The organism is Streptomyces venezuelae (genome assembly GCF_008642355.1).
Lineage (GTDB): Bacteria > Actinomycetota > Actinomycetes > Streptomycetales > Streptomycetaceae > Streptomyces > Streptomyces venezuelae_B.
In genome coordinates, this window is sequence record NZ_CP029193.1 from 1,351,685 (window position 1) to 1,375,996 (window position 24,312).

Here is a 24,312-nt window from a genome sequence, read left to right on the forward strand (position 1 = left end):
ACCGGTTGTCTAACGCTCCATTCCCCACGGTGCAGGAGCCGCAACCTCCGCCGCCAGCATTCTGCGCAGGCATCCCAGGCAACGGGAACGTTCCGGCCCCAGACTCCCCTGTGACATTCCCAACTCTCCTGCGATTTCGCGGTAGGTGAGGTCCTTGGGGGACAGCAGTGCGGCCATGAGGCCGGGGCAGCGTCCGGGCAGTCTGCGCACGGCGGCGTGCAGGGTGCGTTTCCGGTCGGCGGACAGGGCGCGCTCCTCGGGGCCGCACTCGGTGTCGTCGGCGGGTTCGGTGGCGTACGCCGCCTCCTGACGGTCCGTGCACCGGGTGCGGCGCGCCTCGGCCTGTACGGCGCCGCGCAGCCACAGCGCGGGGTCGGCGGGCGGCCCGTCGGACTCCAGACGCTCCAGGAGGCGGAGCCAGACGGCCTGTTCGAGGTCGCCGGGGTCCGTGCCGGAGCCGAGTGCCTCCGCGGACGCCTCGGCGGCGAGCAGCGGGCGCAGGGCGGGGATGAGCGTGGGGAGGGGGTCGTACGTCATGCAGGGCGGGACGCGGCCGCTCCGGTGCGAGGTTTCCGGAGCGGCCGTGTCTCACCCCAACCGGGATACGGACCTCACTGGTTGACGAAGTCCGCGGCCGCGAGCAGGGCGGTGTCGCAGTTGTCGGAGAAGATCCCGTCGATGCCCGTCTCGAAGTACGCCTTGAAGGCGCCGAAGGCGTCGCCGTAGGCGGCGGGGTCGGTGCCCTTGCGGAAGTTCGCGGGCAGGAAGGTGTTCTCGTTGCGCATCGTGTACGGGTGCAGGATCAGGTCCGCCGCGTGCGCGTCCTTGACGAGGGTGGTCGGCGTGCCGAGGCTGCCGTCGGCCCTGCGCGGGATGATCAGGTCGAGGGTCGGGCCGATGCCCTGTGCGAAGCCGGCCATCCAGCGCAGGCCCTTGGGCGTGATCAGGTCGGCGACGGTGCGCGGGTCGTTCGCCTCGACGAAGTCCCAGGGGCGGGAGTTCGCGGTGGACAGGAGCACGACGCGCGGCGCGGAGACCAGCTCGGCCAGGCGCTGGATGCTGCTGGGCTCGAAGGACTGGAGGAAGTTCGGCGAGTTCTTCTTGTGGCGGCCGTAGCGGCGCAGGAGCTTGGCGAGGGGCTCCTCCAGGCCGAGGCCCAGCTTGCGGAAGTAGGTGGGGTGCTTGGTCTCGATGTGCAGCCAGACGGGCTTGCCGCGCTTGCGGCCCTCCTTCTCGGCCCACCGGAAGACCTCTTCGAGGGTGGGCACGTCCCAACGGCCGTCGTAGAGGGTGTTGCGCTGCCGGGTGCCCGGGATGCGCTCCTTGGCGCGCAGCGTCTTCAGCTCGGCGAGCGTGAAGTCTTCGGTGAACCAGCCGGTGAGCGAGGTGCCGTCCACGGACTTGGTGGTCTTGCGGGACGCGAACTCGGGGTGCGCCGAGACGTCCGTCGTCGCGGTGATGTCGTTCTCGTGACGGCAGACGAGGTGACCGTCCTTGGTGGGCACCACGTCCTGCTCGATGACGTGGGCGCCCATGTCGAGGGCGAGCTGGTACGAGCCGAGGGTGTGTTCCGGCCGATAGCCGCTGGCGCCGCGGTGCGCGACGACGGTCGGTACGGGCAGGGTCGTGTATCCGCCATGTCCGCCGTGCCCGCCGTGTCCACCGCCGTGCCGTTCGCCGGCTCTCGCCACGCCGGGCAGTCCGACCGCGACGGCGCCCGCACCGGCGATCGCCGCTCCCAGTAGCGCTCGGCGCCCCGGGCTCGTCCCCGGCTGCTGCTGACCAGAATCCTGCGTCGCCATTGGCGTTCCTCCCGATGTCCCGCTGCCTTGCACCTGACAAAGCGGGACCGATCGTAGGTGGCCGGGAGTGACGTGTGGGAGACCCTGGAGGGAACGGCGGGATGACGTGGCGTGGCGAATGGGCGCACGATGGAGGGGGCGGCCGGTGTGCGGGGGCCGCCACGCAGAGCGAAGTGTGCGCGTGACAAGGACCACTACTTCGGGCCACGCCCGCCTCGTGGGGATACGGTCGTCACACAGGCGACAACCCCGGGCAACACGGCACAGAATCAGGTCAACACTGTGTATCGGGTCCATGAACCCGATGTGCAAAGGGCGGTGGCCCGCGAGTACCGTACTCACCTGCACTTACTCGTCGTCTACCCGTTGACACCGGAGGGCCTGTTGTCCCGTCTAGCGCTCATCAAGGCAGTGCTCGGACCGTTCTTGCGCCTGATGTTCCGCCCACGGGTAGAAGGCGCCGAGAACATCCCGGGGACCGGTCCCGTCATTCTGGCCGGAAACCACCTGACGTTCATCGACTCGATGATCCTGCCGCTGGTGACCAACCGTCCGGTGTTCTTCATCGGCAAGGACGAGTACGTCACCGGCAAGGGCCTCAAGGGCCGCCTCATGGCATGGTTCTTCACGGGTGTCGGCATGATTCCCGTGGACCGTGACGGTGGGCGCGGTGGTGTCGCGGCGCTGATGACGGGGCGTCGGATCCTCGACGACGGCAAGGTGTTCGGCATCTACCCCGAGGGCACGCGCTCCCCCGACGGTCGGCTGTACCGGGGGCGTACGGGCATCGCCCGGCTCACCCTGATGACGGGTGCGCCCGTCGTCCCCTTCGCGATGATCGGCACGGACAAGCTCCAGCCGGGCGGCAAGGGGCTTCCCCGGCCGGGGAAGGTGACGGTCCGCTTCGGCGAGGCGATGGAATTCTCGCGGTACGACGGGATGGACCGGGACCGGTATGTGCTGCGGGCGGTGACGGACTCCGTGATGACGGAGGTCATGTTGCTGTCGGGGCAGGAGTACGTGGACATGTACGCCACGAAGGCGAAAGCGGCGTAGCCCTGCGGGGCTTGAGCGGATTACTGGTGCGCCCGCACCGGTGCGGAGGCTTTTCCTCCGGCACCGGGGCGGGCGTTTCCCGTTGTCGGGCCCGGCGCGTGGGTGGCCGTCCGCGAGCGGCCACAGCGGGCCCGCGTCCGAAAGCGCCCCCTGACCCTAGTGCTCTACGCCGTCCTCCAGTTTCTGGTGCTTCAAGAGGAACCACGCCACCGCCGCCGTGGCCAGGAGGACCGCCGCGCCCACCCCCGCCGCCAGGCGGAGGCCGTCGACGAACGCCGACTGGGCGGAGTGGAGGAGGACATCCGCCTGGGCGGAAGGAAGGGACGCCGAGGATTCCACCGCGCCGCCCAGCGACTCGTGCGCCGCCGACGCCACGTCCGCCGGCGTGCCGGGCGGGGCCGTGAAGTCGCGGTAGACGCCGGTGACGATGGAGCCGAGGAGGGCGATGCCGAGCGCCGCGCCCAGCTCGTACGCCGTCTCCGAGACCGCGGAGGCCGCGCCCGCCTGTTCCTTGGGGACGCTGGAGAGGATGACGTCGGCGGTGACGGTGAAGGAGAAGCCCGCGCCGATGCCCACGACGAGGAGCACCGCGCCCAGGAGCGGATAGCCCGTGCTCTGGTCGAGTGCCGTGAGCACGGCGAGGGAGAGGCCGACCGCCGCCAGGCCGCCCGCGACGACCAGACGTACGGAGAAGCGGCGGGCCACCATGCCCGCGATCAGGCCCGCCCCCACCGCGCCCACCGCCGCGGGGAGTTCGGCGAGGCCCGCCTCGAACGGCCGCCTTCCCTGCACGAGCTGGAGGAACTGGGAGAGGAAGAAGACCAGTCCGGAGAGGCCGAGGACGGTCAGCAGGTCGGCGAGGACCGCCCCGGAGAACCCGCGGTTGCGGAAGAGCCGCATGTCCAGGAGCGGCGCGGGCAGCGTGAGTTGGCGGCGTACGAACCAGACGAGCGCGGCGACGCCCACGACCGCCGCCGCGGCCACGTCCCAGCGCAGCCCGTGCGCGGCCGCCTCCTTGATGGCGTACACGACGGCGATCATGCCGATGAGGGAGAGCACGACGCTGACCAGGTCCCAGGGGCCCGGCGCCGGGTTCTTGGACTCGGGCAGGAACTTGATGCCGACCAGGACGAGCACGGCCATCACGGGCAGGTTGATGAGGAAGACCGAGCCCCACCAGAAGTGTTCGAGCAGGAATCCGCCGACGACGGGCCCGACCGCGGCGCCCGCGGACGCCATGGCGCCCCAGATGCCGACGGCGAGGCTGCGCTCGCGCGGGTCGTGGAAGATGTTGCGGATCAGCGCCAGCGTCGACGGCATCAGCGTCGCGCCCGCGACACCGAGCAGCGCGCGGGCCACGATCATCATCTCGGGACTGGTCGCGTAGGAGTTCAGGACCGACACCGCGCCGAACGCGACCGCGCCGGTGAGCAGCAGCTTCTTGCGGCCGATGCGGTCGCCGAGGCTGCCCATGGAGACGAGCAGGCCCGCGATGACGAACGAGTAGACGTCGCCGATCCAGAGGAGCTGGGTGCCGGAGGGCTTGAGGTCTTCGCTGATGTACGGCGTCGCCAGGCCGAGCACGGTCGCGTCGACGGCGACCAGGAGCACGGCCAGCGCGAGCACGGCGAGGGCGAGCCAGCGGCCGGGGCTGCGCTCGATCTCGGGTGCCGCGGCCTCCTTGTGGGTGCTGGTCATGATTCCACTCTCCGCTGTGCGCCGCCGATCAGCAGCTCGGCGATCATGTACGAGAAGTCCTTGGCGGCCACCCGGCCGTCCTGGACGGCCCACGCGCCGGAGCCGATGAGGCCGTAGAACGCCTCGGTGAGCCAGACGGGTGTCAGGTCGATCCGGAATTCGCCGTTCTCCTGGCCGCGCCGGAAGAGTGCGGCGAGCCGGTCGTCGATGTGGGACCAGCCGTCGTTCTGCGCGTCGCCCTCGAAGAGCTGGTTCTCGGTGTAGAGGAAGGCCAGCAGGCCCGCGGCGGGCTCGATCTCCTTCACCAGGCGCCGCAGCGCGTCCCCGGCGCCGTCCTCGTCGAGCCGGGCGCGGACGAGCGCGGCCTCGCACTCCTGGAGGCCGAGCTCTTCGAGGGCGCGCACGAGCGCGTCGCGGCCCGCGAAGTGGCGGTGGAGGGTCGCCCTGCTGATGCCCGCGGCACGGGCGACCTCGTCCATGGTGGAGGTGGCTTTGCGGGTGAGCAGGGCGGCGGCGCTGCGCAGAACCTGGTCGCGATCGACTGACATGAGACAAGCATAAGCCGGGTGAGACATGCGCGTCTCACGGGTTCTTGGCCGTGGCCTTCCCCCGCCCGGCGTCGCCTCCCGTCAGTTCCAGGGCAGCCGCGCGCGCCCCTCCCAGTACGCCGCCGGGTCCTGCACCAGTCCCACGAGCCGCTCCACCTGCCCCGCGTCGAGGTCGACGGCTGCCGCGTGCAGGTTGGAGACCAGCTGGGCCGACGTGGCCGCTCCGGAGAGGACGACGCCCGCCCACGGTTCTGCCAGGAGGACGGCGAGCGCCACCGCGTCGCAGCCGAGGCCCGTCTCCTCGGCGACCTCGCGCAGCGCGGTGGGTGCGTACGGGTCCGCGAGGCGGCCGTTGGCCAGGCCTTCCTTGACGAGCACGGTGAGGCCCGCGTCGTGGGCCTCGGCGAGCGCGGGCCCGGCGGAGGTCTCCAGGATGTTGTACGTCGCCTGGACGGTGCGGAAGAGCGGTTCGCCGTCCACGGTCACGTCGAGGGCGGCGCGGATCGCGGCGGCCTGCTCGGGGCCGCTGACGGAGAGGCCGACGGTGACGCCCTCGGCCGCGAGCGCGGCGAGGCGGGCGTGGAGTTCCTTGTCGGTGAGCGCCGGGCTCTCGGGCGTCACGGAGTGCACCTGGTAGAGGTCGAGCCGGTCGCCGAGGAGCTCGGCGGTCTCGGCGCGCTGCCGGTCGTACGCCGCCGGGCTGTGGTCCTTGACCTCGTGCGGGCCCTCGGCGTCGGTGCGCCAGTCAGCCGTGTACGTGTAGCCCCACTTGCTGCCGATGACGACGTCGCGGACGTCCGGCCGCGCCGCGAGCCAGTCGCCGAGGAATTCCTCGGAGCGGCCGTACGAGCGGGCCGCGTCGATGTAGCGGACCCCTGACGCGTGGGCGGCGTCGAGGAGTTCGAAGGTGCGCTCGCGCAGGGCCTCGACGGTGCGCGCGTGCGGCAGGTCGGTGTCGCGGCCGAGCGTGATGTAACCGGGCCTGCCGACGGCGGCGAGACCGAGCCCCAGGTGCGCGGTCGGGGTCGTGGCGGCAGCCAGCCTGGCGAAGGGCATCGCGGGCTCCTCGGTGTAGGGGATCTCCCCGTCAACGTAACCCGCGACGCCCTGATCTCACGTGCGGGCGCCCACCCACTCCTTCTGGATCGACAGGTCCGCCTTGACGTCGGCGAGCTGGTCGGCGACGGCGGAGGGGGCGGTGCCGCCGCGGCCGTTGCGGGAGGCGAGCGCACCCGGCACGTTCAGGACGGTGCGCACCTCGGGCGTGAGGTGCTCGGAGATCGTCGCGAACTGGTCGTCGGTGAGCTCGTCGAGCTCCTTGCCCTCGGCCTCGGCGACCTTCACGCACTCGCCCGCGACCTCGTGCGCGACACGGAACGGCACGCCCTGCCTGACGAGCCACTCGGCGATGTCGGTGGCGAGCGAGAAGCCGGCCGGAGCCAGCTCCTCCATGCGCTCGCGGTGGACGGTGAGCGTCGCCATCATGCCGGTGAAGGCGGGCAGCAGGATCTCCAGCTGGTCGCAGGAGTCGAAGACCGGCTCCTTGTCCTCCTGGAGGTCGCGGTTGTACGCGAGCGGGAGGGCCTTCAGGGTCGCCATCAGGCCCGTCAGGTTGCCGATGAGGCGGCCGGACTTGCCCCGCGCCAGTTCGGCGATGTCCGGGTTCTTCTTCTGCGGCATGATCGACGAGCCGGTCGAGAACGCGTCGTGGAGGGTGACGAAGGAGAACTCCTTCGTGTTCCAGATGATGACCTCCTCGGCGATCCGGGAGAGGTTCACGCCGATCATCGCGGTGATGAAGGCGAACTCGGCGACGAAGTCCCGGGAGGCCGTCCCGTCGATGGAGTTGGCCGACGAGCCGTGCTCGAAGCCGAGGTCCTTGGCGACCGCCTCCGGGTCGAGGCCGAGCGAGGAGCCCGCGAGCGCGCCGGAGCCGTACGGCGACACGGCCGTCCGGGAGTCCCACTGCCGCAGCCGCTCCGCGTCCCGGGACAGGGACTGGACGTGCGCGAGGACGTGGTGCGCGAAGAGGACCGGCTGGGCGTGCTGCAGGTGCGTGCGGCCCGGCATGGCGACGTCGGGGTGTGCCTCGGCCAGGCCCACGAGGGCGCCCTGGAGGTCGGCGAGCAGGCCGCCGATGATCCGGGCGTGGTCGCGCAGATACATCCGGAAGAGCGTCGCCACCTGGTCGTTGCGGGATCGTCCTGCCCGCAGCTTGCCGCCGAGGTCCGGGCCGAGCCGCTCCAGCAGGCCGCGCTCCAGGGCCGTGTGGACGTCCTCGTCGGCGATGGTGCCGACGAACGAGCCGTCGGCGACGTCGGCCTCCAAGCGGTCGAGCCCGCCCAGCATGGCGGTCAGCTCGTCCTCGGTCAGCAGGCCCGCCGTGTGGAGAACGCGCGCGTGGGCGCGGGATCCGGCGATGTCGTACGGGGCGAGGCGCCAGTCGAAGTGGACCGACGCCGACAGCTTCGCGAGGGCCTCCGCGGGTCCGTCGGCGAACCGTCCGCCCCAGAGCCGGACGTCACCGCCGTTGTTGCTGCTCACTGCACGTGCTCCTCAAGGCTGTCGCTGGTGCAACCATCCACTGCTGTGCATGATTATGCAAAGGTCCGTATGTTTCGTCAACTCGACGACGGCGCGAGCATAGTCTTCGGGCATGGGAAAGACACACGACCGCATAGACGGCAGGCTCCGCACCTTCATCGAGGAACAGCCGGTGTTCTTCACGGCGACCGCGCCCCTCTCCGGCGACGGCACGATCAACCTCTCCCCCAAGGGCCTCAAGGGCTCCTTCGCGGTGATCGACGAACGGACCGTCGCCTACCTGGACTTCGCGGGCAGCAACGCCGAGACCGTCGCCCACCTGAGGGAGAACGGCCGCATCACGCTCATGTGGTGCGCGTTCCAGGGGCCGCCGAACATCGTGCGGGTGCACGGCCGCGGCGAGCCCGTCTTCCGCGACGACCCGCGCTTCACGGACCTCCTCCGCCACTTCCCCGGCATCGACCCGACACCGCACGGCCTGCGCGCGATCATCCTCGTGCAGGCCGATCTCATCCGCGACACCTGCGGATACGCCGTCCCCTTCATGACGTACGACGAGGACCGGGACCTGCACGGCAAGCGCTTCGCGCGCGAGGACGACGCGTCGCTCAGCGCGTACTTCACCAAGAAGGACCACATCGCGCAGAGCATCGACGGCCTCCCCGGACTCCCCCTCCCCCTGCCGCCCACCCCTGCGCAGGCCCGACCCCCGGTATAGCGGCCACATCCTCGCGACCCTCCCGGCGGCGGTGTTCACCGTGTGGCACGACGTTCCGGGGCGTTGGTGGCGGCGTGGACGGCACATCGGGCGCGGAGGTCCGAACGGCCCCGAGCCGGTCCCCTCAGTGCCGGGGAAAGCCCGTGTGCCACCTGCCGGCGGGAGGGTGCAGTCGCGGCTTCTCCGTCTCGGAGGGAGTGCAGCGCGGCACCCCAGGCGACGAGGAGCGGTGAGGAACGCGTACGTCGTCCAGTCATGCGGTGCACCGTAGGGCGCGAACTGCCGTGGGCCTAGTGGTCGTTCGAAGCCAGCCGCAGCAAGTGGTCCGCCAGTGCCTGGCCCCCCGCCGGCTCCCTGCTGATCAGCATCAGCGTGTCGTCGCCCGCGATCGTGCCGAGGATGTCGTGGAGTTCGGCCTGGTCGATCGCGGAGGCCAGGAACTGGGCGGCGCCCGGTGGGGTGCGCAGGACGACGAGGTTGGCCGAGGCCTCCGCGGAGATGAGGAGCTCCGCGGAGAGGCGGCGCATCCTCTCCTCCTTGGCCGACTCGCCCAGCGGTGCGCGCGGGGTGCGGAAACCGCCCTCGCTCGGCACCGCGTAGATGAGGTCGCCCTCGGCGTTGCGGATCTTCACCGCGTTCAGCTCGTCCAGGTCGCGGGAGAGCGTCGCCTGCGTGACCGTCAGGCCGTCGTCGGCGAGCAGCTTCGCCAGCTGGCTCTGGGAGCGCACCGGCTGCCGGTTGAGGATGTCCACGATCCGGCGGTGACGTGCGGTGCGGGTCTGCGGCACGGCGGGACCCGCGTGGTCGGCGTGCTCGTTGCCTTGCGCCTGGCTCATCGTCGTCTCATTCTCCGGATCGTTCGTCCCCGTCGGCTTCAAGAGCCTTGTTCAGGATGCCGGACAGGGCCCCGAGGAACGCGTCCACCTCTTCGTCGCGCACGTTCAGCGGCGGCATCAGCCGTACGACATCGGGGGCGGGCGCGTTCACCAGGAAGCCGGCGTCCTGAGCCGCCTGCTGCACCTTCGGCGCGAGCGGCTCGGTGAGCACGATACCCAGCAGGAGGCCCGAGCCCCTTACATGCCGTACGAGCGGGTGTCCCGGTGACTCGATTCCGTCGCGCAGCTTTTCGCCCGCGCGCTTGGTGTTGTCGAGGAGGCCCTCCGCCTCGATGGTGTCGATCACGGCGCGGCCCGCGGCGCACGCGACGGGGTTCCCGCCGAACGTCGTGCCGTGGTGACCGGGCTTGAAGAGCTCGGCGGCGGCGCCGAACGCGACGGTCGCGCCGAGCGGGAGCCCGCCCCCCAGACCCTTCGCGAGCGTGACGACATCGGGCTGTACGCCGTCGTGCGCCAGGTACTCGAACCAGTGGCCGGTGCGGCCGATTCCGGTCTGCACCTCGTCGAGGACGAGGAGCGTCCCGGTGGCCTCGGTGATCTCCCGGGCCGCCTCGAGATAGCCGGCGGGCGGCACGACGACGCCGTTCTCGCCCTGGATCGGTTCGATGACGAGGAGCGCGGTGTCGGTGGTCACTGCCGCGCGCAGGGCGTCCGCGTCGCCGTAGGGGACGTGCGTGACCTCTCCCGGCAGCGGTACGAACGGCTCCTGCTTGCCGGGCTGTCCGGTGAGGGCGAGCGCGCCCATCGTGCGGCCGTGGAAGCCGCCCTGCGTGGCGACCATGTGCCGGCGGCCGGTCAGCCTGCCGAGCTTGAACGCGCCCTCGTTGGCCTCGGCGCCGGAGTTGCAGAAGTACACCCGGCCCTCACGGCCGAAGAGCTGCAGCAGCTTCTCGGCGAGCGCGACGGGCGGCTCGGCGACGAAGAGGTTGGAGACGTGACCGAGCGCGCCGATCTGGGCGCTCACGGCCTCCACGATCGCCGGGTGGGCATGGCCGAGGGCGTTGACCGCGATGCCGCCGACGAAGTCGAGGTACTCCTTGCCGTCGGCGTCCCACAGCTTGGTGCCCGCGCCGCGCACCAGCGGCAGCCGCGGCGTGCCGTAGTTGTCCATGAGTGCGTCCCGCCAGCGCGCGGTCAGCTCCTGGTTGCTCATGACTCCCCCTCAGTGCCGGTGCTCTCGTCGTCGGGCACGACCATCGTGCCGATGCCTTCGTCCGTGAAGATCTCCAGCAGGATCGAGTGCTGGACGCGTCCGTCGATCACGCGGGCGGTCTCGACGCCGTTGCGGACGGCGTGCAGGCAGCCCTCCATCTTGGGGACCATGCCGCTGGCCAGCTCGGGCAGGAGCTTCTCCAGCTCCTTGGCGGTGAGGCGGCTGATGACCTCGTCGGAGTTCGGCCAGTCCTCGTAGAGGCCCTCGACGTCGGTGAGGACCATCAGGGTCTCGGCACCAAGCGCCGCAGCGAGTGCCGAAGCCGCCGTATCAGCATTGACGTTGTAGACATGGTGGTCGTCCTGGGAGCGGGCGATCGAGGAGACGACGGGGATGCGGCCGTCGGCGAGCAGCGCCTCGATGGCGCCGGTGTCGATCTCGGTGATCTCGCCGACCCGGCCGATGTCGACCAGTTCGCCCTCGATGCGGGGCTGGTGCTTGGTGGCGGTGATGGTGTGGGCGTCCTCGCCGGTGAGGCCGACGGCGAGCGGACCGTGCTGGTTGAGCAGTCCGACGAGCTCGCGCTGCACCTGTCCGGCGAGCACCATGCGTACGACGTCCATGGCGTCCTCGGTGGTGACGCGCAGGCCCGCCTTGAACTCGCTGACGATGCCGTGCCGGTCGAGGGCCTTGCTGATCTGCGGTCCGCCGCCGTGCACGACGACGGGCTTGAGACCCGCGTGGTGCAGGAAGACGACGTCCTGGGCGAAGGCGGCCTTCAGCGCCTCGTCGACCATGGCGTTGCCGCCGAACTTGATGACGACGGTCTTGCCGCGGTGCCGGGTCAGCCAGGGCAGCGCCTCGATGAGGGTCTGGGCCTTGGGGAGCGCGGTGTGTTTCCTCGCGGTCGGATTGCTCATGAGCTGTACGCGCTGTTCTCGTGGACGTAGTCCGCGGTGAGGTCGTTGGTCCAGATCGTCGCGGACTCGGTGCCTGCCGCCAGGTCGGCGGTGATGACGACCTCGCGGTAGCGCATGTCGACGAGCTCGCGGTCCTCGCCGACGGAGCCGTTCTTGCAGACCCACACGCCGTTGATGGCGACGTTCAGCTGGTTCGGGTCGAAGGCGGCGGAGGTGGTGCCGATGGCGGAGAGCACCCGGCCCCAGTTGGGGTCCTCGCCGTGCAGAGCGCACTTGAGGAGGTTGTTGCGGGCGATGGAGCGGCCCACCTCGACGGCGTCGGCCTCGCTGGCGGCGTTGACGACGTCGACCTTGATGTCCTTGCTGGCGCCCTCGGCGTCGCCGATGAGCTGGCGGCCGAGGTCGGCGCAGACCTCACGGACGGCGTCTGCGAACTCGGCGTACTCCGGGGTGACTTCGGCCGCTCCGGAGGCGAGCAGCAGCACGGTGTCGTTGGTCGACATGCAGCCGTCGGAGTCGACGCGGTCGAAGGTGAGCCGGGTCGCGTCGCGCAACGCACGGTCCAGGACACCGGCCTCCAGGTCGGCGTCCGTGGTCAGCACGACGAGCATCGTGGCGAGGCCGGGGGCGAGCATGCCCGCGCCCTTGGCCATGCCGCCGACGGTCCACCCGTCCTTCGTCACCACGGACGTCTTGTGCACGCTGTCGGTGGTCTTGATGGCGATGGCGGCCTTCTCGCCGCCGTGCGCGGAGAGTTCACCGGCGGCCTTGTCGACGCCCGGCAGGAGCTTGTCCATGGGGAGGGTCACGCCGATGAGTCCGGTCGACGCGACGGCGACCTCGCCCGCGTTCACGGAGAGCACCTCGGCGACCTTCTCGGCGGTGGCGTGCGTGTCCTGGAAGCCCTGCGGTCCCGTACAGGCGTTGGCACCACCGGAGTTGAGGACGACGGCGGAGACGAGGCCGCCCTTGAGGACCTGCTCCGACCACAGGACGGGGGCGGCTTTGACGCGGTTGGAAGTGAAGACGCCCGCGGCGGCCAGGCGGGGGCCGGTGTTGACCACGAGGGCCAGGTCCGGGTTGCCGTTCTCCTTGATGCCGGCGGCGATGCCCGCCGCCGTGAATCCCTTGGCTGCCGTCACACTCACGGCGCGACTCCGATCGTAGTGAGCCCGGTGGCCTCGTCGAGGCCGAGGGCGATGTTCATGCTCTGCAGGGCGCCGCCCGCGGTGCCCTTGGTGAGGTTGTCGATGGCGCCGATGGCGATGACGCGCCCGGCGGTCTCGTCGTACGCGACCTGGATCTGCACGGCGTTCGAGCCGTACACGGAGGCGGTGGCGGGCCACTGCCCCTCGGGGAGGAGCCGCACGAACGGCTCGTCGGCGAACGCCTTCGCGTACGCGTCCCGCACGGACTCGGCGGTGACGCCTTCCTTGGCCTTCGCGCTGCAGGTGGCGAGGATGCCGCGGGGCATCGGGGCGAGGGTCGGCGTGAAGGAGACACCGACGGGGGCGCCCGCGGCGGCGGAGAGGTTCTGGACGATCTCGGGCGTGTGCCGGTGCCCTCCCCCGACGCCGTACGGGGACATGCTGCCCATGACCTCCGAGCCGAGGAGGTGCGGCTTGGCCGCCTTGCCCGCGCCCGAGGTGCCGGATGCCGCGACGATCACCGCTTCGGGCTCGACGAGGTCCGCGGCGTACGCGGGGAAGAGCGCGAGGGAGACGGCGGTGGGGTAGCAGCCGGGCACGGCGATGCGCTTGGCGCCCGCCAGCGCGGCGCGTGCGCCCGGCAGCTCGGGCAGGCCGTAGGGCCAGGTTCCGGCGTGCGGGCTCCCGTAGAACTTCTCCCAGTCGCCCGCGTCCTTCAGCCGGAAGTCGGCGCCCATGTCGACGACGAGGACGTCCGGGCCGAGCCGCTCGGCGACGGCGGCGGACTGCCCGTGGGGCAGCGCGAGGAAGACGACGTCGTGTCCGGCGAGGACCTCCGCCGTGGTCGGTTCCAGGACCCGGTCGGCGAGCGGCTGGAGATGCGGCTGCAGCGCGCCCAGGCGCTGCCCCGCGTTCGAGTTGCCGGTGAGGGCACCGATCTCGACTTCGGGGTGCGCGAGCAGCAGACGCAGCAATTCGCCGCCCGCGTACCCACTCGCTCCTGCCACCGCTGCGCGTACCCTCATGGAACCCTCCTCTTGGATGGCATGACTATACGTATCGCCGAAGTTTTATGCAATCCAAGGGGTGAGGGGCGACGGGCTCACGGCGAGGTGAAGCGGTCCTGGGCGGCCAGGACCGCTTCGGTGTAGCGGCCCGCCCATGCCCCCATCGCACGGATCGGGACCAGCAGTGCGGTGCCCGCCTCGGTGAGGGAGTAGTCGACGCGCGGCGGCGCCTCGGCGTACGCCTGGCGTACGACCAGGCCGTTGTATTCGAGGCGGCGCAGGGCTTCGTTGAGCACCTTGGGGCTGATCCCGCCGATGCGGGCGAGCAGCGCACGCGGCCTCATGGGCCCGCTCTCGCCGAGGATGTAGACGATCACGCTGTCCCAGCGGTTCGACAGTACGTCGAAAGCCACCCTCGCCCGGCAGTCCGAGGCGTACTGGCCACCCCCGAGATCCTCGCCCGGGTCCTGTTCGTCCGCCGTCACCGCCGTCACCGCCGCCTCGATCATGCGACCATCCTGCCCGGTCCGACGCACACCATCCGGTGTGCGTCGGCGCGCCTAGCGTCTGTCCGTCACACCTCGCACATCTCGCGACACGGACGACAGGAGCACGCACATGCGCATCGGCATTCTGGGCACGGGAGCGATGGCCGGCGCCCTCGGTTCGGCCTGGGTACGGGCCGGACACAACGTACGGGTGGGCGGCCGGGACACCGGGGCGGCCGCCCGTACCGCCCGGCTCACCGGCGCCTCCGGCCACGGCACCCTCGTCGAGGCCGCGGCCCACGGGGAGGCGGTACTGATCGCCGTACCGGCGGACGCCGCACCGCGGTTGGCCGAGGAGCTGTCCCACCCGCTCACCGGGCGGACGGTGATCGACTGCACCGTCCCGATGGTGCCGGGCGCGGACGGTCCGGCTCTGGCCACCGGCGGTGCCACCTCCGTCGCCCGGCGCATCGCGGACGCCGCCCCCGGCGCCCGGGTGGTGAAGGCGTTCGGCGTGTGCCACGAGAGCATCTGGACCCTGGACCGGCCTGCTTTCGAAGGGGCCCCGCTGGCGGTGCCGTTCTGCACGGACCAGGCGGACGCCGCGAGCCGGGTGGCGGAGCTCATCGCCTCCATGGGCTGCTCGCCCCTGCCCTGCGGCGGGCTGGATCGTGCCGTTCTGCTGGAGGCCACCGCCGTCTTCGCCGTCGGCGTCTGGTGGTCGGGCGCGGAGGCCCGCCATGCGTTCCCGGCTCCGGCCCTGGCTCCGGGGGCCGTCGACGACTAGTCAGGGGCACACGCCTGCGCCGGTCTCCTCGGGTGCCCCTCACTCGGGCCGCGGGGCGAGTGCCGTGCCGGTCTCGCCGATGAGGCGCAGTAGGCCGAGGACGACGATCAGGCCGCCTGGTCCGGCGAGTTCGGCCGCTCGGCGCAGGGCCGAGGGCGAGTCCTCTGCCGTGACGCACGGGCCCCGGCGGCCGGGAGACAGCAGGTCGTGCAGGGTCGTGGGGTCCGCGGCCTGGCGCGAGTCCGTGCCGGTGAGCACCAGGGGCCAGTCGGCCGGGAGGGGTGCGAGCATGCCGGAGACGTCCTTGTCGCTCATCGCGGCGAAGAGCAGCACGGGCGGGCCCGCCGGGTCCCGGGCACGGGGGGTGAGTTCGAGACGGCCGGGCCAGCGCGTGGCGGCGAGCCGGGCGCGCGGCGATTCGTCCTCCGGGGCGCGGATGCGGCCGCGTTCGGCCATCGCGTCCACCGCGGCGACGGCGGTCGCGAGGTTGTGGTGCGGGTGCGCGCCGGGCCGCGGGCAGGGCAGGTCGCGGCGCACGGTACGTGGAGTGGTGACGTCTACCAGCGTCGTCGGACCACGGCCGCCGTCGCCGTTGTCGTTGCCGCCGGCGGAACGGGCGGCGTAGCGGATCTCGCGGCCCATGCGCCACGCGGACAGTCCCGTCCGCTACGACAGGATCTCGACGTACCCGGACGTCCCGTGGACGCGGATCCGCTGACCGTCCCTGATCAGCCGGGTCGCCTTCTCCACGCCGACGACGGCGGGCAGGCCGTACTCCCTGGCGATCACGGCGCCGTGGGTCATCAGACCGCCCACCTCGGTCACCAGGCCCGCGACGGCCACGAACAGCGGCGACCAGCTGGGGTCCGTGAAGGTGGTGACGAGGATGTCGCCCGCTTCGAGGTCGGCGTCCGCGATGTCGAGGATGACGCGGGCCCGCCCCTCGATGGTCCCGGCGGAGACCGCGAGGCCGGTCAGGGCGCCCTCGGGCACGTCGTCGCGGCGGTACGCGCCGGTGAGGGCCTCCCCGTCCGAGGTGAGGACGCGGGGCGGCGTGAGCTCCTCGTGCCACCGGAAGTCGTCCTTGCGCCGCTGGACGAGTCCGGCGTCGTCCAGGCGGTGCGTGCGCACCACGTCGCGGAGTTCGTCGAAGGTGAGGTGGAAGATGTCCTCCTTCTCGGCGAGCACGCCCGCCCCCACGAGGCGTTCGGCCTCGCCCAGCAGGGCCTGCTTGTAGACGAAGTAGCGCTGGATGATGCCGTACTTCGGGTACTCCCGGTACCCGATGAAGGACCTGACCCGGTCGATCATCCGCTTGGTCTCCTCGGCCTTCGCGTCCCCGTCCGGCAGGGCCCGCAGGCGCGTCAGCACGTCGTGCTCCTTCTCCGCCGCCTTCCGCCGCCCCTGCTCGAAGCGGTGCGCGGCGGCGCCGGGGCCGAAGTTCCTGACGTTGTCGAGGATCACGGGGACGAGTGCGGTGGGGCGTTCGCGCCACCGCGGCCTCGTGATGTCGATCTCACCGACGCAGCGCGCGCCGTACCGGTCGAGGTAGGCCTCGATGGCGTTCCGAGCCTCGGCTCCGCCCGGGAGCGCCGCCAGTTCGCCGCTCGTCAGGAAGTCCTCGTCCTCGACGCCTTGCAGATACGCCACGACCTCCGGGTGCGGGCGGACCGCGTCCGCGACGTCGAGCAGCGCGAGGCCCATCTCGGACGTGATGTTGTCCGGGGCGGACAGGGTGAGGGTGTCGGCCGCGTTCGTCTCCCCCAGCCACTCCCGCAGCTTGTCGTTGAGCCACCAGGTGGCGTCCATGCCCGCCATGAGCGCCCGGAAGCTCAACGGGTCGCTGAGGACCTTCTTGTGCTCGACGAAGGCCTCGTCGAGGAAGTCGAACAGCTCCGGGCCCGTCTTCGTGCGGATGTCGCGCTCCAGCGCGGCGACGGACGCCTCGCTGCGGGCGATCAGCTCGCCGACAATCGCCGGGTCGGGGCCCGTGTCGGGTGCGGTCGGCGGCGCGGTGGCGGCGGCCGGGGGCGGCCCAGCGGGCGCCTCCGCACCGTCCGGAGGCGTGAGTGCGGCGAAGTCGCCGCGGTCGATGACGGTCTCCAGCGCGTCCCTGGTCAGCGGGTCGCCCTTCCCGATGACATCGAGGAGGGCGGCACGGGTGTCGGGCGCGGCCAGGCGCGGCGTCACGTCGACGAAGAGGCGTCCGCCGGCCTCGTACATGTCGACCATGGCCGTCCGCTGCCACAGGGAGTACCCGAGCGGCTTCATCGCGTCGGTCATCATCTGCTGGTGGCCGACGGAGACGTAGACGCGGTTCTCCGGGCCATCGCCCGCACCGTCCTTCCTCTCGGGCACGGGGAAGAGCGTGGTGATCGGGCGGCTCTGCACGATGTGGAAGCCGTCGCCCGTCAGGCACCACTCGATGTCCTGCGGCCGCCCGAAGTGCGCTTCGATCCGCCGCCCGATCCGTACGAGCTCCACGACCTGGTCGTCCGTCAGCGACGGTTCCTTCTGGCGCCGCGCGTCGACCGTCACGTCCTCCGTGCCGCCGCCCGGCAGCGCGTACACGGCGCGCTCCTTGGCGGCGATGGTCCTGCCGACGACCGCGCCGTCCCGCACCGTGAAGACGTCCGGGTTCACGAGCCCGGAGACCAGGGCCTCGCCGAGGCCGAAGCCCGCGTCCACGGTGGCGGTCTTCCGGTCACCCGTGACGGGGTCGGCCGTGAAGAGGATGCCCGCGGCGTCCGGCAGGACCATGCGCTGGACGACGACGGCCATGTGGACCGTGCGGTGGTCGACGCCGTTGCGCCGACGGTAGACCACGGCGCGCTCGGTGAAGACCGAGGCCCAGCAGCGCGTGATGTGCCGGAGGATCTCCGCCGCCCCCACGACGTTGAGGTACGTGTCCTGCTGACCGGCGAACGACGCCGTCGGCTGGTCCTCGGCGGTCGCGCTGGACCGCACGGCGTAGGCGGCCCGCTCGCCGGTACGGGCGAGTGCCCGGGTCACCGCTTCCGCGAGGTCGTCCGGAACGGCGATGCCTTCGATGGCCCGGCGGATCTCGGCGCTCACCGTCCGGATGCCCTCCTGGTCGTCAGCGCTCAACCGCGCCAGGCGGTCAAGCCGGTCGTCGAGGGAGGGCATCTCCGCGACGATGTGCCGGTAGGCGTCGGTCGTGACGCAGAAGCCGGCGGGCACATGGACGTCACCGATCCGTGCCAGCGCCCCCAGGTGTGCGCCCTTGCCGCCGACGGTGGCGGTCTGTCGATCGTCGACTTCCGCGAGGTCGATTACGTACTGCGTGCCCATCGTTCGGCGCCCCGTTTCCGCAGGTAGTGGCTTCGGTCGATGATTCTGCGCCATGCCCGGGGCCTTGCGGCAAGTCCCCCGGGGCGCTATAAGTTGAGAGTGGCAAGGAGAGTTCTCTCCTTGCCTTTTCTGTTTCTCACGCGCTCTCCGGGAGCTCGTCCCGGGCTCCCCGGATTCTCCGCGCCACTTTCGCGTCCCTCCCGCCCCCCCCACCGGGCCATCCAGGCAGGTCACCCCGTGTGGCGCCATAATCTCTTCGCGATGGCACCACGCGTGTGCCATGATGGCACCACCGGCGACACAATGGGTCGTCGCAACGGGGCAACGGGGTGGGGAGCAGGACATGGCATCGGAAGAGCACAGCGAGAGACGGGACCGGAACCCGGGTCGCGGCGCCGCGTTACGCGCCTTCGCCCGCTTCGTGCTCTGCGGCGGCGGCGTGGGAGTCGCCTCCAGCTTCGCCGTGGCGGGCCTCGCCCACTCGGTTCCGTGGGCCCTCGCCAACGCGCTGGTCACCGTGGTCTCCACGGTGCTCGCCACCGAGCTGCACGCCCGCTTCACCTTCGGCGCGGGCGGCCGGGCGACCTGGCGCCAGCACATGCAGTCGGCCGGGTCCGCGGCGGCGGCGTACGCGGTGACCTGCGGGGCGATGCTGGCTCTGCAGCAGTTGGTCGCCGCGCCCGGTGCGGTGCTTGAGCAGGTCGTCTACCTGTCGGCGTCCGCGCTCGCCGGGGTCGCCCGGTTCGCGGTGCTGCGCGTCGTCGTCTTCGCCCGCGGCCGTCGCCCGCGGACCGTGCCCGAAGGCGCCTCCCGCCCCGTGGCCGTGCCCGTGACCCGCACCGCGGCCCCGGCCGGCACCGCGACCCTCTGCCCCGCGGCCTGACCGCGCGGCCGAGACGCAGGTCACACCCGGCCATGTCACAGGGGGAACGGCTGTCTCGTCCCAGGGGGTGTAGAGGCAGGGGCCGGGAAGGGCCGCCGGGGACCGTCACCGTAGGGAGCACAGCATGGACGCCCGACTGAACTACATGAGCCGGCCCAACGCCGGGAAGGCCATGAAGTACTTCCTGTCGGGGGTCAAGGCTCTGCAGCAATCGACGCTGCCCCCGGCGACGCAGGAGCTGGTGGCCCTGCGGGTCAGTCAGATCAACGGCTGCGCGGGCTGCATCGACATGCACACCAAGGAGGCCGCGCTGGCGGGCGAGTCCTCGCTGCGCCTGAACCTGGTGGCGGCGTGGCGCGAGGCCACCGTCTTCACCGAGGCCGAGCGTGCCGCGCTGGAGCTGGCGGAGGAGGGCACCCGGGTCGCGGACGCGGCCGTCGGGGTGAGCGACGACGTGTGGGACCGTGCCGCCCGGCACTACGACGAGGACGAACTGACCGCGCTGGTCCTCCACATCGGGTTCATGAACATGGTGAACCGGCTGAACATCATCACGCGGCAGCCGGCGGGCGACTACGTGCCGGGACAGCTGCACTGACCGGGCCGAGCGGGGATCAATGGGGGGCCACATGAGCAAGGTCGAGGAGTTCGAGGAGCTGCGGCCGCTGCTGTTCTCGATCGCGTACCGGATACTCGGCAGCGTCGGCGAGGCCGAGGACGCGGTGCAGGAGACATGGCTGCGCTTCGACGGCTCCACGACCCGGCCCGCGTCGGCCAAGGCGTATCTGTCCGCCGCGGTCACGCGGATCGCCATCGACGTACTGCGGTCGGCGCGGGTGCGGCGGGAGCAGTACGTCGGTCCGTGGTTCCCCGAGCCGCTCCTGAACGATCCGTACCAGGATCCGGCGCGGGCGGCGGAGCTCGCCGAGTCGGTGTCGATGGCCGCGCTCGTCCTCCTCGAGCGGCTCAGTCCGCTGGAACGGGCCGTGTTCGTGCTGCGGGACGTGTTCGGCTTCGAGTTCGACGAGGTCGCCGAGGCCGTGGAACGGTCCCAGGCGGCGTGCCGGCAGCTGCTCGTGCGGGCGCGGCGGCACATGCGGGCGGGGCAGCCGCGGTTCGCCGCGGCGCGCGACGAGCGGGAGAGACTGGCGTCCCGCTTCTTCGACGCGCTGAGCGAGGGCAACGTGGCCGGGCTGCGGGAACTGCTCTCCGCCGAGGTGTCGATGATCGGCGACAGCGGCGGTCACGGCCCGCAGCTGTCCAAGCCACTCGCCGGCCCGGACAACGTGACCCGGGTGCTGGCGATGGCGTTCCCGCGGATGGCCAAGATCGGCGTGACGTACGTGACGTACGAGATCAACAGCCGGCCCGGCGCGGTCTTTCGCGACCGCGACGGCAAGGTCGTCCACACGCTGGGCCTCGACGTGGTCGACGGACGGATCCAGATGATCCGTCTCGTCGTCAACCCCGAGAAGCTGCGGCACCTGGGGCCGACGGCGGACATCTGGGCCATCGACCACGCGACGCGGCACGCGCACCGGCTCCCGCGGTCGCCGGAGTAGGTGGCCGCGCGCGGGCCTGGAGCGTTGAGCCGGAGCGGAGGGCCCGGATGCTTCCGGGCCCGTCCGGGTCGCGGAGCGCGGCACCCGCGACCCGGACGGGCCGTTCGAGGTCACCGCGTTCGGCACGACGCACCCCGTCAGGTGAGGACGGCCGGGCCCGCGTGGGAGCCGGCGCGCGAACCGGCCGCACCGCTCAGGCGCGCGGGTCCTCGCCGCGTGCCGCCCGCTTCTCGGCCTGCTCGGCCTGCTTCTCCTTGATCCGTGCCGTGTCCTTGCGCACCTCGGCCTGCGTGGCGCGCTCCTGGCGCAGCCAGCCGGGCTGCTCCTCCTTCAACGCGTCGATCTGCTCCGTGGTGAGCGGCTCGGTCACCCCGCCGCGCGCGAGGCCCGCGATGGAGACGCCGAGCTTGGCCGCGACGACGGGACGCGGGTGCGGGCCGTTGCGCCGCAGCTCCTGGAGCCACTCGGGCGGGTCGGCCTGCAGCGCGTTGAGCTCGCTGCGCGAGACGACACCCTCCTGGAACTCTGCGGGTGTGGCCTGGAGGTACACACCCAGCTTCTTCGCCGCGGTCGCGGGCTTCATGGTCTGGGTGGTCTGGTGCGACGTCATGGGTCCAGGGTATCGAGCATGTGCGCGGGTCCCGACCACGGCGGGTAGCCTGGCGAGGTGACAGGCTCGGAAGTATCCCCTTCGTTCCGGCTCGCCTACGTCCCGGGGGTGACGCCCGCCAAGTGGGTGCGTATCTGGAACGAGCGGCAGCCCGACGTCCCGCTGACCCTCCACACCGTGGCCGCCGCCGAGGCGCCCGACGTGCTGCGGGCGGGTGACGCCGACGCCGGTTTCGTACGGCTGCCCATCGACCGTACGGACCTCAGCGCGATTCCGCTCTACACCGAGACGACGGTCGTCGTGGCCCCCAAGGACCACGTCGTCGCCGCGGTCGACGAGGTGTCCGTCGACGATCTCGCCGACGAGGTCGTCTTCCACCCGCTGGACGAGACGCTGGAGTGGGAGAAGCGGCCCGGCCTGCCCGCGTACGAGCGTCCCGCGACGACCGAGGACGCGGTGGAGCTGGTGGCGGCGGGCGTGGGCCTCCTGGTCGTACCGCAGTCGCTGGCCCGCCTGTACCACCGCAAGGACCTCACCTACCGGCCCGTCACGGGTGCGCCGGAGTCGCGCGTCGCCCTGTCCTGGCCGGAGGCGGAGACGACGGACCTGGTCGAGGACTTCATCGGGATCGTCCGCGGCCGGACGGTCAACAGCTCCCGGGGCCGCGCCCAGAACCCGCCGAAGGGCAAGGGAGCGGGCACGGACAAGGACGTGGCCAGGGCGAAGGCCGCTCAGGCGGCCAAGGCCAAGCGGAAGCCGGGCGCGCCGTCGGGGAAGCCGAAGGGCAAGGGCGGCCGCCCCGCCGGCTCCGGCGCCGCCAAGCGCGGCAAGCCCCGCCGCCGCTCCTAGGACCGATGACGAGGAGGGGCCTCCCGCCGCGGCGGGAGGCCCCTCTCTTGTGATGCCGCGTCACGGCCGCATCAGAAGACCGGACGTCAGCCCAGGATCGACAGCGCCTGGTTGAGCGTCGCGGACGGGCGCATGACCTTGGAGGCCTTCTCCGCGTCCGGCTGGTAGTAGCCGCCGATGTCGGCCGGCGAGCCCTGCACGGCGATCAGCTCGTCGACGATGGTCTGCTCCTGCTCGCCCAGCGTCTTGGCCAGGGGGGCGAAGGCCTCGGCGAGCTGCGCGTCGTCGGTCTGCTTGGCCAGCTCCTGCGCCCAGTACAGGGCGAGGTAGAAGTGGCTGCCGCGGTTGTCGATGCCGCCGAGGCGACGCGACGGCGACTTGTTCTCGTTGAGGAACGTGCCGGTGGCGCGGTCGAGGGTGTCGGCGAGCACCTGGGCGCGCGCGTTGCCCGTCTTCGTGGCGAGGTGCTCGAAGCTGACCGCGAGGGCGAGGAACTCGCCCAGGCTGTCCCAGCGCAGGTAGTTCTCCTTGACCAGCTGCTGGACGTGCTTCGGCGCGGAGCCGCCGGCGCCCGTCTCGAAGAGGCCGCCGCCGTTCATCAGCGGGACGACCGACAGCATCTTGGCGCTGGTGCCCAGCTCCAGGATCGGGAAGAGGTCGGTGAGGTAGTCGCGCAGGACGTTGCCGGTGACGGAGATGGTGTCCTCGCCGCGGCGGATGCGCTCCAGGGAGAACGCGGTCGCCTCGACCGGCGCCATGATCCGGATGTCCAGGCCCTCGGTGTCGTGGTCGGCGAGGTACCGCTCGACCTTGCCGATGAGCACGGCGTCGTGGGCGCGCGTGTCGTCCAGCCAGAAGACGGCCGGGCTGCCGGTGGCGCGGGCGCGCGTGACGGCGAGCTTCACCCAGTCCTGGATCGGCAGGTCCTTGGTCTGGCACATGCGGAAGATGTCACCGGCGGCGACGGTCTGCTCCAGGACGACGTTGCCCGCGCCGTCGAGAACCCGCACGTTGCCCGTGGTGGGGATCTCGAAGGTCTTGTCGTGGCTGCCGTACTCCTCGGCCTTCTGCGCCATGAGGCCGACGTTCGGGACGGAGCCCATCGTCGACGGGTCGTAGGCGCCGTTGGCGCGGCAGTCGTCGATGACGACCTGGTAGATGCCCGCGTAGCTGCTGTCGGGCAGGACCGCGAGGGTGTCGTGCTCCTCGCCGTCCGGACCCCACATGTGGCCGGAGGTGCGGATCATGGCCGGCATGGAGGCGTCGACGATGACGTCGCTCGGGACGTGCAGGTTGGTGATGCCCTTGTCGGAGTCGACCATGGCGAGCTCCGGGCCCTCGGCGAGCTCGGCCTCGAAGGACGCCTTGATCTCGGCGCCCTCGGGGAGCGACTCCAGGCCCTTGAAGATGCCGCCGAGGCCGTCGTTCGGGGTCAGGCCCGCGGCGGCGAGGGTCTCGCCGTGCGCCGCGAAGGTCTTCGGGAAGAAGGCGCGGACGACGTGGCCGAAGACGATCGGGTCGGAGACCTTCATCATCGTGGCCTTGAGGTGCACGGAGAAGAGGACGCCCTCGGCCTTGGCGCGGGCGACCTGCTCCTTGAGGAACTCGCGCAGCGCGGCGACGCGCATGACGGAGGCGTCGACGACCTCGCCCTCGAGGACCGGTACGGACTCGCGCAGGACGGTGGTGGAGCCGTCGTCACCGGTGAGCTCGATGCGCAGCGAACCGGCCTCGGTGATCACGGCGGACTTCTCGGTCGAGCGGAAGTCGTTCTCGCCCATGGTGGCGACGTTCGTCTTCGAGTCGGCCGTCCAGGCGCCCATGCGGTGCGGGTGCGCCTTGGCGAAGTTCTTGACCGACGCGGGAGCGCGGCGGTCGGAGTTGCCCTCGCGCAGGACCGGGTTGACGGCGCTGCCCTTGACCTTGTCGTAGCGGGCGCGGATGTCGCGCTCCTCGTCGGTCTTCGGGTCGTCCGGGTAGTCGGGGAGCGCGTAGCCCTGGCCCTGCAGCTCGGCGATCGCGGCCTTGAGCTGCGGGATCGAGGCCGAGATGTTGGGCAGCTTGATGATGTTCGCGCCGGGCGTCCTGGCCAGCTCGCCGAGCTCGGCGAGGGCGTCGGAGATGCGCTGGCTCTCCTCCAGACGCTCCGGGAAGCTCGCGATGATGCGCCCCGCGAGCGAGATGTCGCGGGTCTCCACGCCGACACCGGCCGTCGAGGCGTAGGCCTGGACCACCGGCAAGAACGAATGGGTCGCCAGGGCCGGGGCCTCGTCAGTGTGGGTGTAGATGATGGTCGAGTCAGTCACCGGGTGCTCCGCTCCGCGTCTGCAA

Annotated in this window: 23 protein-coding genes; 7 read left to right on the forward strand and 16 right to left on the reverse strand. The window is 71.5% G+C overall.

Annotated features, from left to right (window positions below; translation table 11 throughout):
- Positions 1-9 precede the first annotated feature (9 nt).
- Complete coding sequence (locus DEJ47_RS06290; protein ID WP_150165729.1) at positions 10-537, reverse strand: sigma-70 family RNA polymerase sigma factor; 528 nt, start codon at positions 535-537, stop codon at positions 10-12.
- Positions 538-611: 74 nt separating this feature from the next.
- Positions 612-1,802: a glycerophosphodiester phosphodiesterase gene (locus DEJ47_RS06295; RefSeq protein ID WP_150165731.1), complete on the reverse strand. Its 1,191-nt coding sequence runs from the start codon at positions 1,800-1,802 to the stop codon at positions 612-614.
- Between the two features lie 435 nt (positions 1,803-2,237).
- Here DEJ47_RS06295 and DEJ47_RS06300 point away from each other — a divergent pair, with 435 nt between their 5' ends.
- Positions 2,238-2,858 carry a lysophospholipid acyltransferase family protein gene (locus DEJ47_RS06300; protein ID WP_223828252.1) on the forward strand — a complete coding sequence of 207 codons (621 nt, stop codon included), beginning with the start codon at positions 2,238-2,240 and terminating at the stop codon, positions 2,856-2,858.
- 156 nt (positions 2,859-3,014) lie between these two features.
- Here the strand turns inward: DEJ47_RS06300 and DEJ47_RS06305 are convergent, their stop codons facing one another.
- The 4 genes from DEJ47_RS06305 to argH all read right to left on the reverse strand — a co-directional run bounded on the left by DEJ47_RS06305 (position 3,015) and on the right by argH (position 7,648).
- Positions 3,015-4,556 carry an MFS transporter gene (locus DEJ47_RS06305; protein ID WP_150165735.1) on the reverse strand — a complete coding sequence of 514 codons (1,542 nt, stop codon included), beginning with the start codon at positions 4,554-4,556 and terminating at the stop codon, positions 3,015-3,017.
- Positions 4,553-5,104 carry a TetR/AcrR family transcriptional regulator gene (locus DEJ47_RS06310; protein WP_223828253.1) on the reverse strand — a complete coding sequence of 184 codons (552 nt, stop codon included), beginning with the start codon at positions 5,102-5,104 and terminating at the stop codon, positions 4,553-4,555. Before DEJ47_RS06310 ends, DEJ47_RS06305 begins: the two co-directional genes overlap by 4 nt.
- An 81-nt stretch (positions 5,105-5,185) precedes the next feature.
- Positions 5,186-6,160 carry an aldo/keto reductase gene (locus DEJ47_RS06315; protein ID WP_150165739.1) on the reverse strand — a complete coding sequence of 325 codons (975 nt, stop codon included), beginning with the start codon at positions 6,158-6,160 and terminating at the stop codon, positions 5,186-5,188.
- Between the two features lie 57 nt (positions 6,161-6,217).
- On the reverse strand, positions 6,218-7,648 hold the full coding sequence (gene argH, locus DEJ47_RS06320) for an argininosuccinate lyase (protein ID WP_150165741.1): 1,431 nt from the start codon (positions 7,646-7,648) through the stop codon (positions 6,218-6,220).
- Between the two features lie 112 nt (positions 7,649-7,760).
- On the opposite strand from argH, the gene DEJ47_RS06325 reads away from it, so the two are divergent.
- Positions 7,761-8,366, forward strand: coding sequence for a pyridoxamine 5'-phosphate oxidase family protein (locus tag DEJ47_RS06325; RefSeq protein ID WP_150165743.1), 606 nt, complete (start codon positions 7,761-7,763; stop codon positions 8,364-8,366).
- Between the two features lie 290 nt (positions 8,367-8,656).
- On the opposite strand, the gene DEJ47_RS06330 is transcribed toward DEJ47_RS06325, so the two are convergent.
- From DEJ47_RS06330 to DEJ47_RS06355, 6 genes are all read right to left on the reverse strand, one after another.
- Positions 8,657-9,202, reverse strand: coding sequence for an arginine repressor (locus tag DEJ47_RS06330; RefSeq protein ID WP_150165745.1), 546 nt, complete (start codon positions 9,200-9,202; stop codon positions 8,657-8,659).
- Positions 9,203-9,209: 7 nt separating this feature from the next.
- Positions 9,210-10,415, reverse strand: a complete 1,206-nt coding sequence (locus DEJ47_RS06335) for an acetylornithine transaminase (protein ID WP_150165747.1) — start codon at positions 10,413-10,415, stop codon at positions 9,210-9,212.
- Positions 10,412-11,335, reverse strand: a complete 924-nt coding sequence (gene argB, locus DEJ47_RS06340) for an acetylglutamate kinase (RefSeq protein ID WP_150165749.1) — start codon at positions 11,333-11,335, stop codon at positions 10,412-10,414. Before argB ends, DEJ47_RS06335 begins: the two co-directional genes overlap by 4 nt.
- Complete coding sequence (gene argJ / locus DEJ47_RS06345) at positions 11,332-12,483, reverse strand: bifunctional glutamate N-acetyltransferase/amino-acid acetyltransferase ArgJ (protein ID WP_150165751.1); 1,152 nt, start codon at positions 12,481-12,483, stop codon at positions 11,332-11,334. Before argJ ends, argB begins: the two co-directional genes overlap by 4 nt.
- Positions 12,480-13,508, reverse strand: a complete 1,029-nt coding sequence (gene argC, locus DEJ47_RS06350) for an N-acetyl-gamma-glutamyl-phosphate reductase (protein ID WP_150165753.1) — start codon at positions 13,506-13,508, stop codon at positions 12,480-12,482. Before argC ends, argJ begins: the two co-directional genes overlap by 4 nt.
- A gap of 77 nt (positions 13,509-13,585) precedes the next feature.
- Positions 13,586-13,999, reverse strand: a complete 414-nt coding sequence (locus DEJ47_RS06355; protein WP_150165755.1) for a winged helix-turn-helix transcriptional regulator — start codon at positions 13,997-13,999, stop codon at positions 13,586-13,588.
- A 58-nt stretch (positions 14,000-14,057) separates the two neighbouring features.
- Between DEJ47_RS06355 and DEJ47_RS06360 the strand changes: the two genes are divergently transcribed.
- Complete coding sequence (locus DEJ47_RS06360) at positions 14,058-14,765, forward strand: NADPH-dependent F420 reductase (RefSeq protein ID WP_223828673.1); 708 nt, start codon at positions 14,058-14,060, stop codon at positions 14,763-14,765.
- 39 nt (positions 14,766-14,804) lie between these two features.
- Here DEJ47_RS06360 and DEJ47_RS06365 read toward each other — a convergent pair whose 3' ends face one another.
- On the reverse strand, positions 14,805-15,407 hold the full coding sequence (locus tag DEJ47_RS06365; RefSeq protein ID WP_150165759.1) for a hypothetical protein: 603 nt from the start codon (positions 15,405-15,407) through the stop codon (positions 14,805-14,807).
- Positions 15,408-15,431: 24 nt separating this feature from the next.
- Positions 15,432-18,077, reverse strand: coding sequence for a rifamycin-inactivating phosphotransferase (rph, locus tag DEJ47_RS06370; protein WP_150165761.1), 2,646 nt, complete (start codon positions 18,075-18,077; stop codon positions 15,432-15,434).
- 343 nt (positions 18,078-18,420) lie between these two features.
- On the opposite strand from rph, the gene DEJ47_RS06375 reads away from it, so the two are divergent.
- The 3 genes from DEJ47_RS06375 to DEJ47_RS06385 all read left to right on the forward strand — a co-directional run bounded on the left by DEJ47_RS06375 (position 18,421) and on the right by DEJ47_RS06385 (position 20,522).
- Positions 18,421-18,960 (forward strand): GtrA family protein, encoded by a 540-nt coding sequence (locus DEJ47_RS06375; RefSeq protein WP_150165763.1) that lies wholly within the window; start codon positions 18,421-18,423, stop codon positions 18,958-18,960.
- A 124-nt stretch (positions 18,961-19,084) separates the two neighbouring features.
- Positions 19,085-19,558 (forward strand): carboxymuconolactone decarboxylase family protein, encoded by a 474-nt coding sequence (locus tag DEJ47_RS06380; protein WP_150165765.1) that lies wholly within the window; start codon positions 19,085-19,087, stop codon positions 19,556-19,558.
- Positions 19,559-19,589: 31 nt separating this feature from the next.
- Entirely contained in the window at positions 19,590-20,522 is a 933-nt protein-coding gene (locus tag DEJ47_RS06385) for an RNA polymerase sigma-70 factor (protein WP_150165767.1), read from the forward strand.
- Positions 20,523-20,715: 193 nt separating this feature from the next.
- Here the strand turns inward: DEJ47_RS06385 and DEJ47_RS06390 are convergent, their stop codons facing one another.
- Positions 20,716-21,132 (reverse strand): DUF5997 family protein, encoded by a 417-nt coding sequence (locus DEJ47_RS06390; protein ID WP_150165769.1) that lies wholly within the window; start codon positions 21,130-21,132, stop codon positions 20,716-20,718.
- A 57-nt stretch (positions 21,133-21,189) separates the two neighbouring features.
- Here DEJ47_RS06390 and DEJ47_RS06395 point away from each other — a divergent pair, with 57 nt between their 5' ends.
- Entirely contained in the window at positions 21,190-21,981 is a 792-nt protein-coding gene (locus tag DEJ47_RS06395; protein ID WP_150165771.1) for a LysR family substrate-binding domain-containing protein, read from the forward strand.
- A gap of 86 nt (positions 21,982-22,067) precedes the next feature.
- Here DEJ47_RS06395 and DEJ47_RS06400 read toward each other — a convergent pair whose 3' ends face one another.
- On the reverse strand, positions 22,068-24,287 hold the full coding sequence (locus tag DEJ47_RS06400; protein WP_150165773.1) for an NADP-dependent isocitrate dehydrogenase: 2,220 nt from the start codon (positions 24,285-24,287) through the stop codon (positions 22,068-22,070).
- Positions 24,288-24,312: the final 25 nt, after the last annotated feature.

Coding starts and splice junctions, on each gene's coding strand:
- DEJ47_RS06290 (WP_150165729.1), bottom strand. CDS start 537: ATGACGTACGACCCCCTCCCCACGCTCATCCCCGCCCTGCGCCCGCTG.
- DEJ47_RS06295 (WP_150165731.1), bottom strand. CDS start 1,802: ATGGCGACGCAGGATTCTGGTCAGCAGCAGCCGGGGACGAGCCCGGGG.
- DEJ47_RS06300 (WP_223828252.1), top strand. CDS start 2,238: ATGTTCCGCCCACGGGTAGAAGGCGCCGAGAACATCCCGGGGACCGGT.
- DEJ47_RS06305 (WP_150165735.1), bottom strand. CDS start 4,556: ATGACCAGCACCCACAAGGAGGCCGCGGCACCCGAGATCGAGCGCAGC.
- DEJ47_RS06310 (WP_223828253.1), bottom strand. CDS start 5,104: ATGTCAGTCGATCGCGACCAGGTTCTGCGCAGCGCCGCCGCCCTGCTC.
- DEJ47_RS06315 (WP_150165739.1), bottom strand. CDS start 6,160: ATGCCCTTCGCCAGGCTGGCTGCCGCCACGACCCCGACCGCGCACCTG.
- DEJ47_RS06325 (WP_150165743.1), top strand. CDS start 7,761: ATGGGAAAGACACACGACCGCATAGACGGCAGGCTCCGCACCTTCATC.
- DEJ47_RS06330 (WP_150165745.1), bottom strand. CDS start 9,202: ATGAGCCAGGCGCAAGGCAACGAGCACGCCGACCACGCGGGTCCCGCC.
- DEJ47_RS06335 (WP_150165747.1), bottom strand. CDS start 10,415: ATGAGCAACCAGGAGCTGACCGCGCGCTGGCGGGACGCACTCATGGAC.
- argB (WP_150165749.1), bottom strand. CDS start 11,335: ATGAGCAATCCGACCGCGAGGAAACACACCGCGCTCCCCAAGGCCCAG.
- argC (WP_150165753.1), bottom strand. CDS start 13,508: ATGAGGGTACGCGCAGCGGTGGCAGGAGCGAGTGGGTACGCGGGCGGC.
- DEJ47_RS06355 (WP_150165755.1), bottom strand. CDS start 13,999: ATGATCGAGGCGGCGGTGACGGCGGTGACGGCGGACGAACAGGACCCG.
- DEJ47_RS06365 (WP_150165759.1), bottom strand. CDS start 15,407: ATGGGCCGCGAGATCCGCTACGCCGCCCGTTCCGCCGGCGGCAACGAC.
- rph (WP_150165761.1), bottom strand. CDS start 18,077: ATGGGCACGCAGTACGTAATCGACCTCGCGGAAGTCGACGATCGACAG.
- DEJ47_RS06375 (WP_150165763.1), top strand. CDS start 18,421: ATGGCATCGGAAGAGCACAGCGAGAGACGGGACCGGAACCCGGGTCGC.
- DEJ47_RS06380 (WP_150165765.1), top strand. CDS start 19,085: ATGGACGCCCGACTGAACTACATGAGCCGGCCCAACGCCGGGAAGGCC.
- DEJ47_RS06385 (WP_150165767.1), top strand. CDS start 19,590: ATGAGCAAGGTCGAGGAGTTCGAGGAGCTGCGGCCGCTGCTGTTCTCG.
- DEJ47_RS06390 (WP_150165769.1), bottom strand. CDS start 21,132: ATGACGTCGCACCAGACCACCCAGACCATGAAGCCCGCGACCGCGGCG.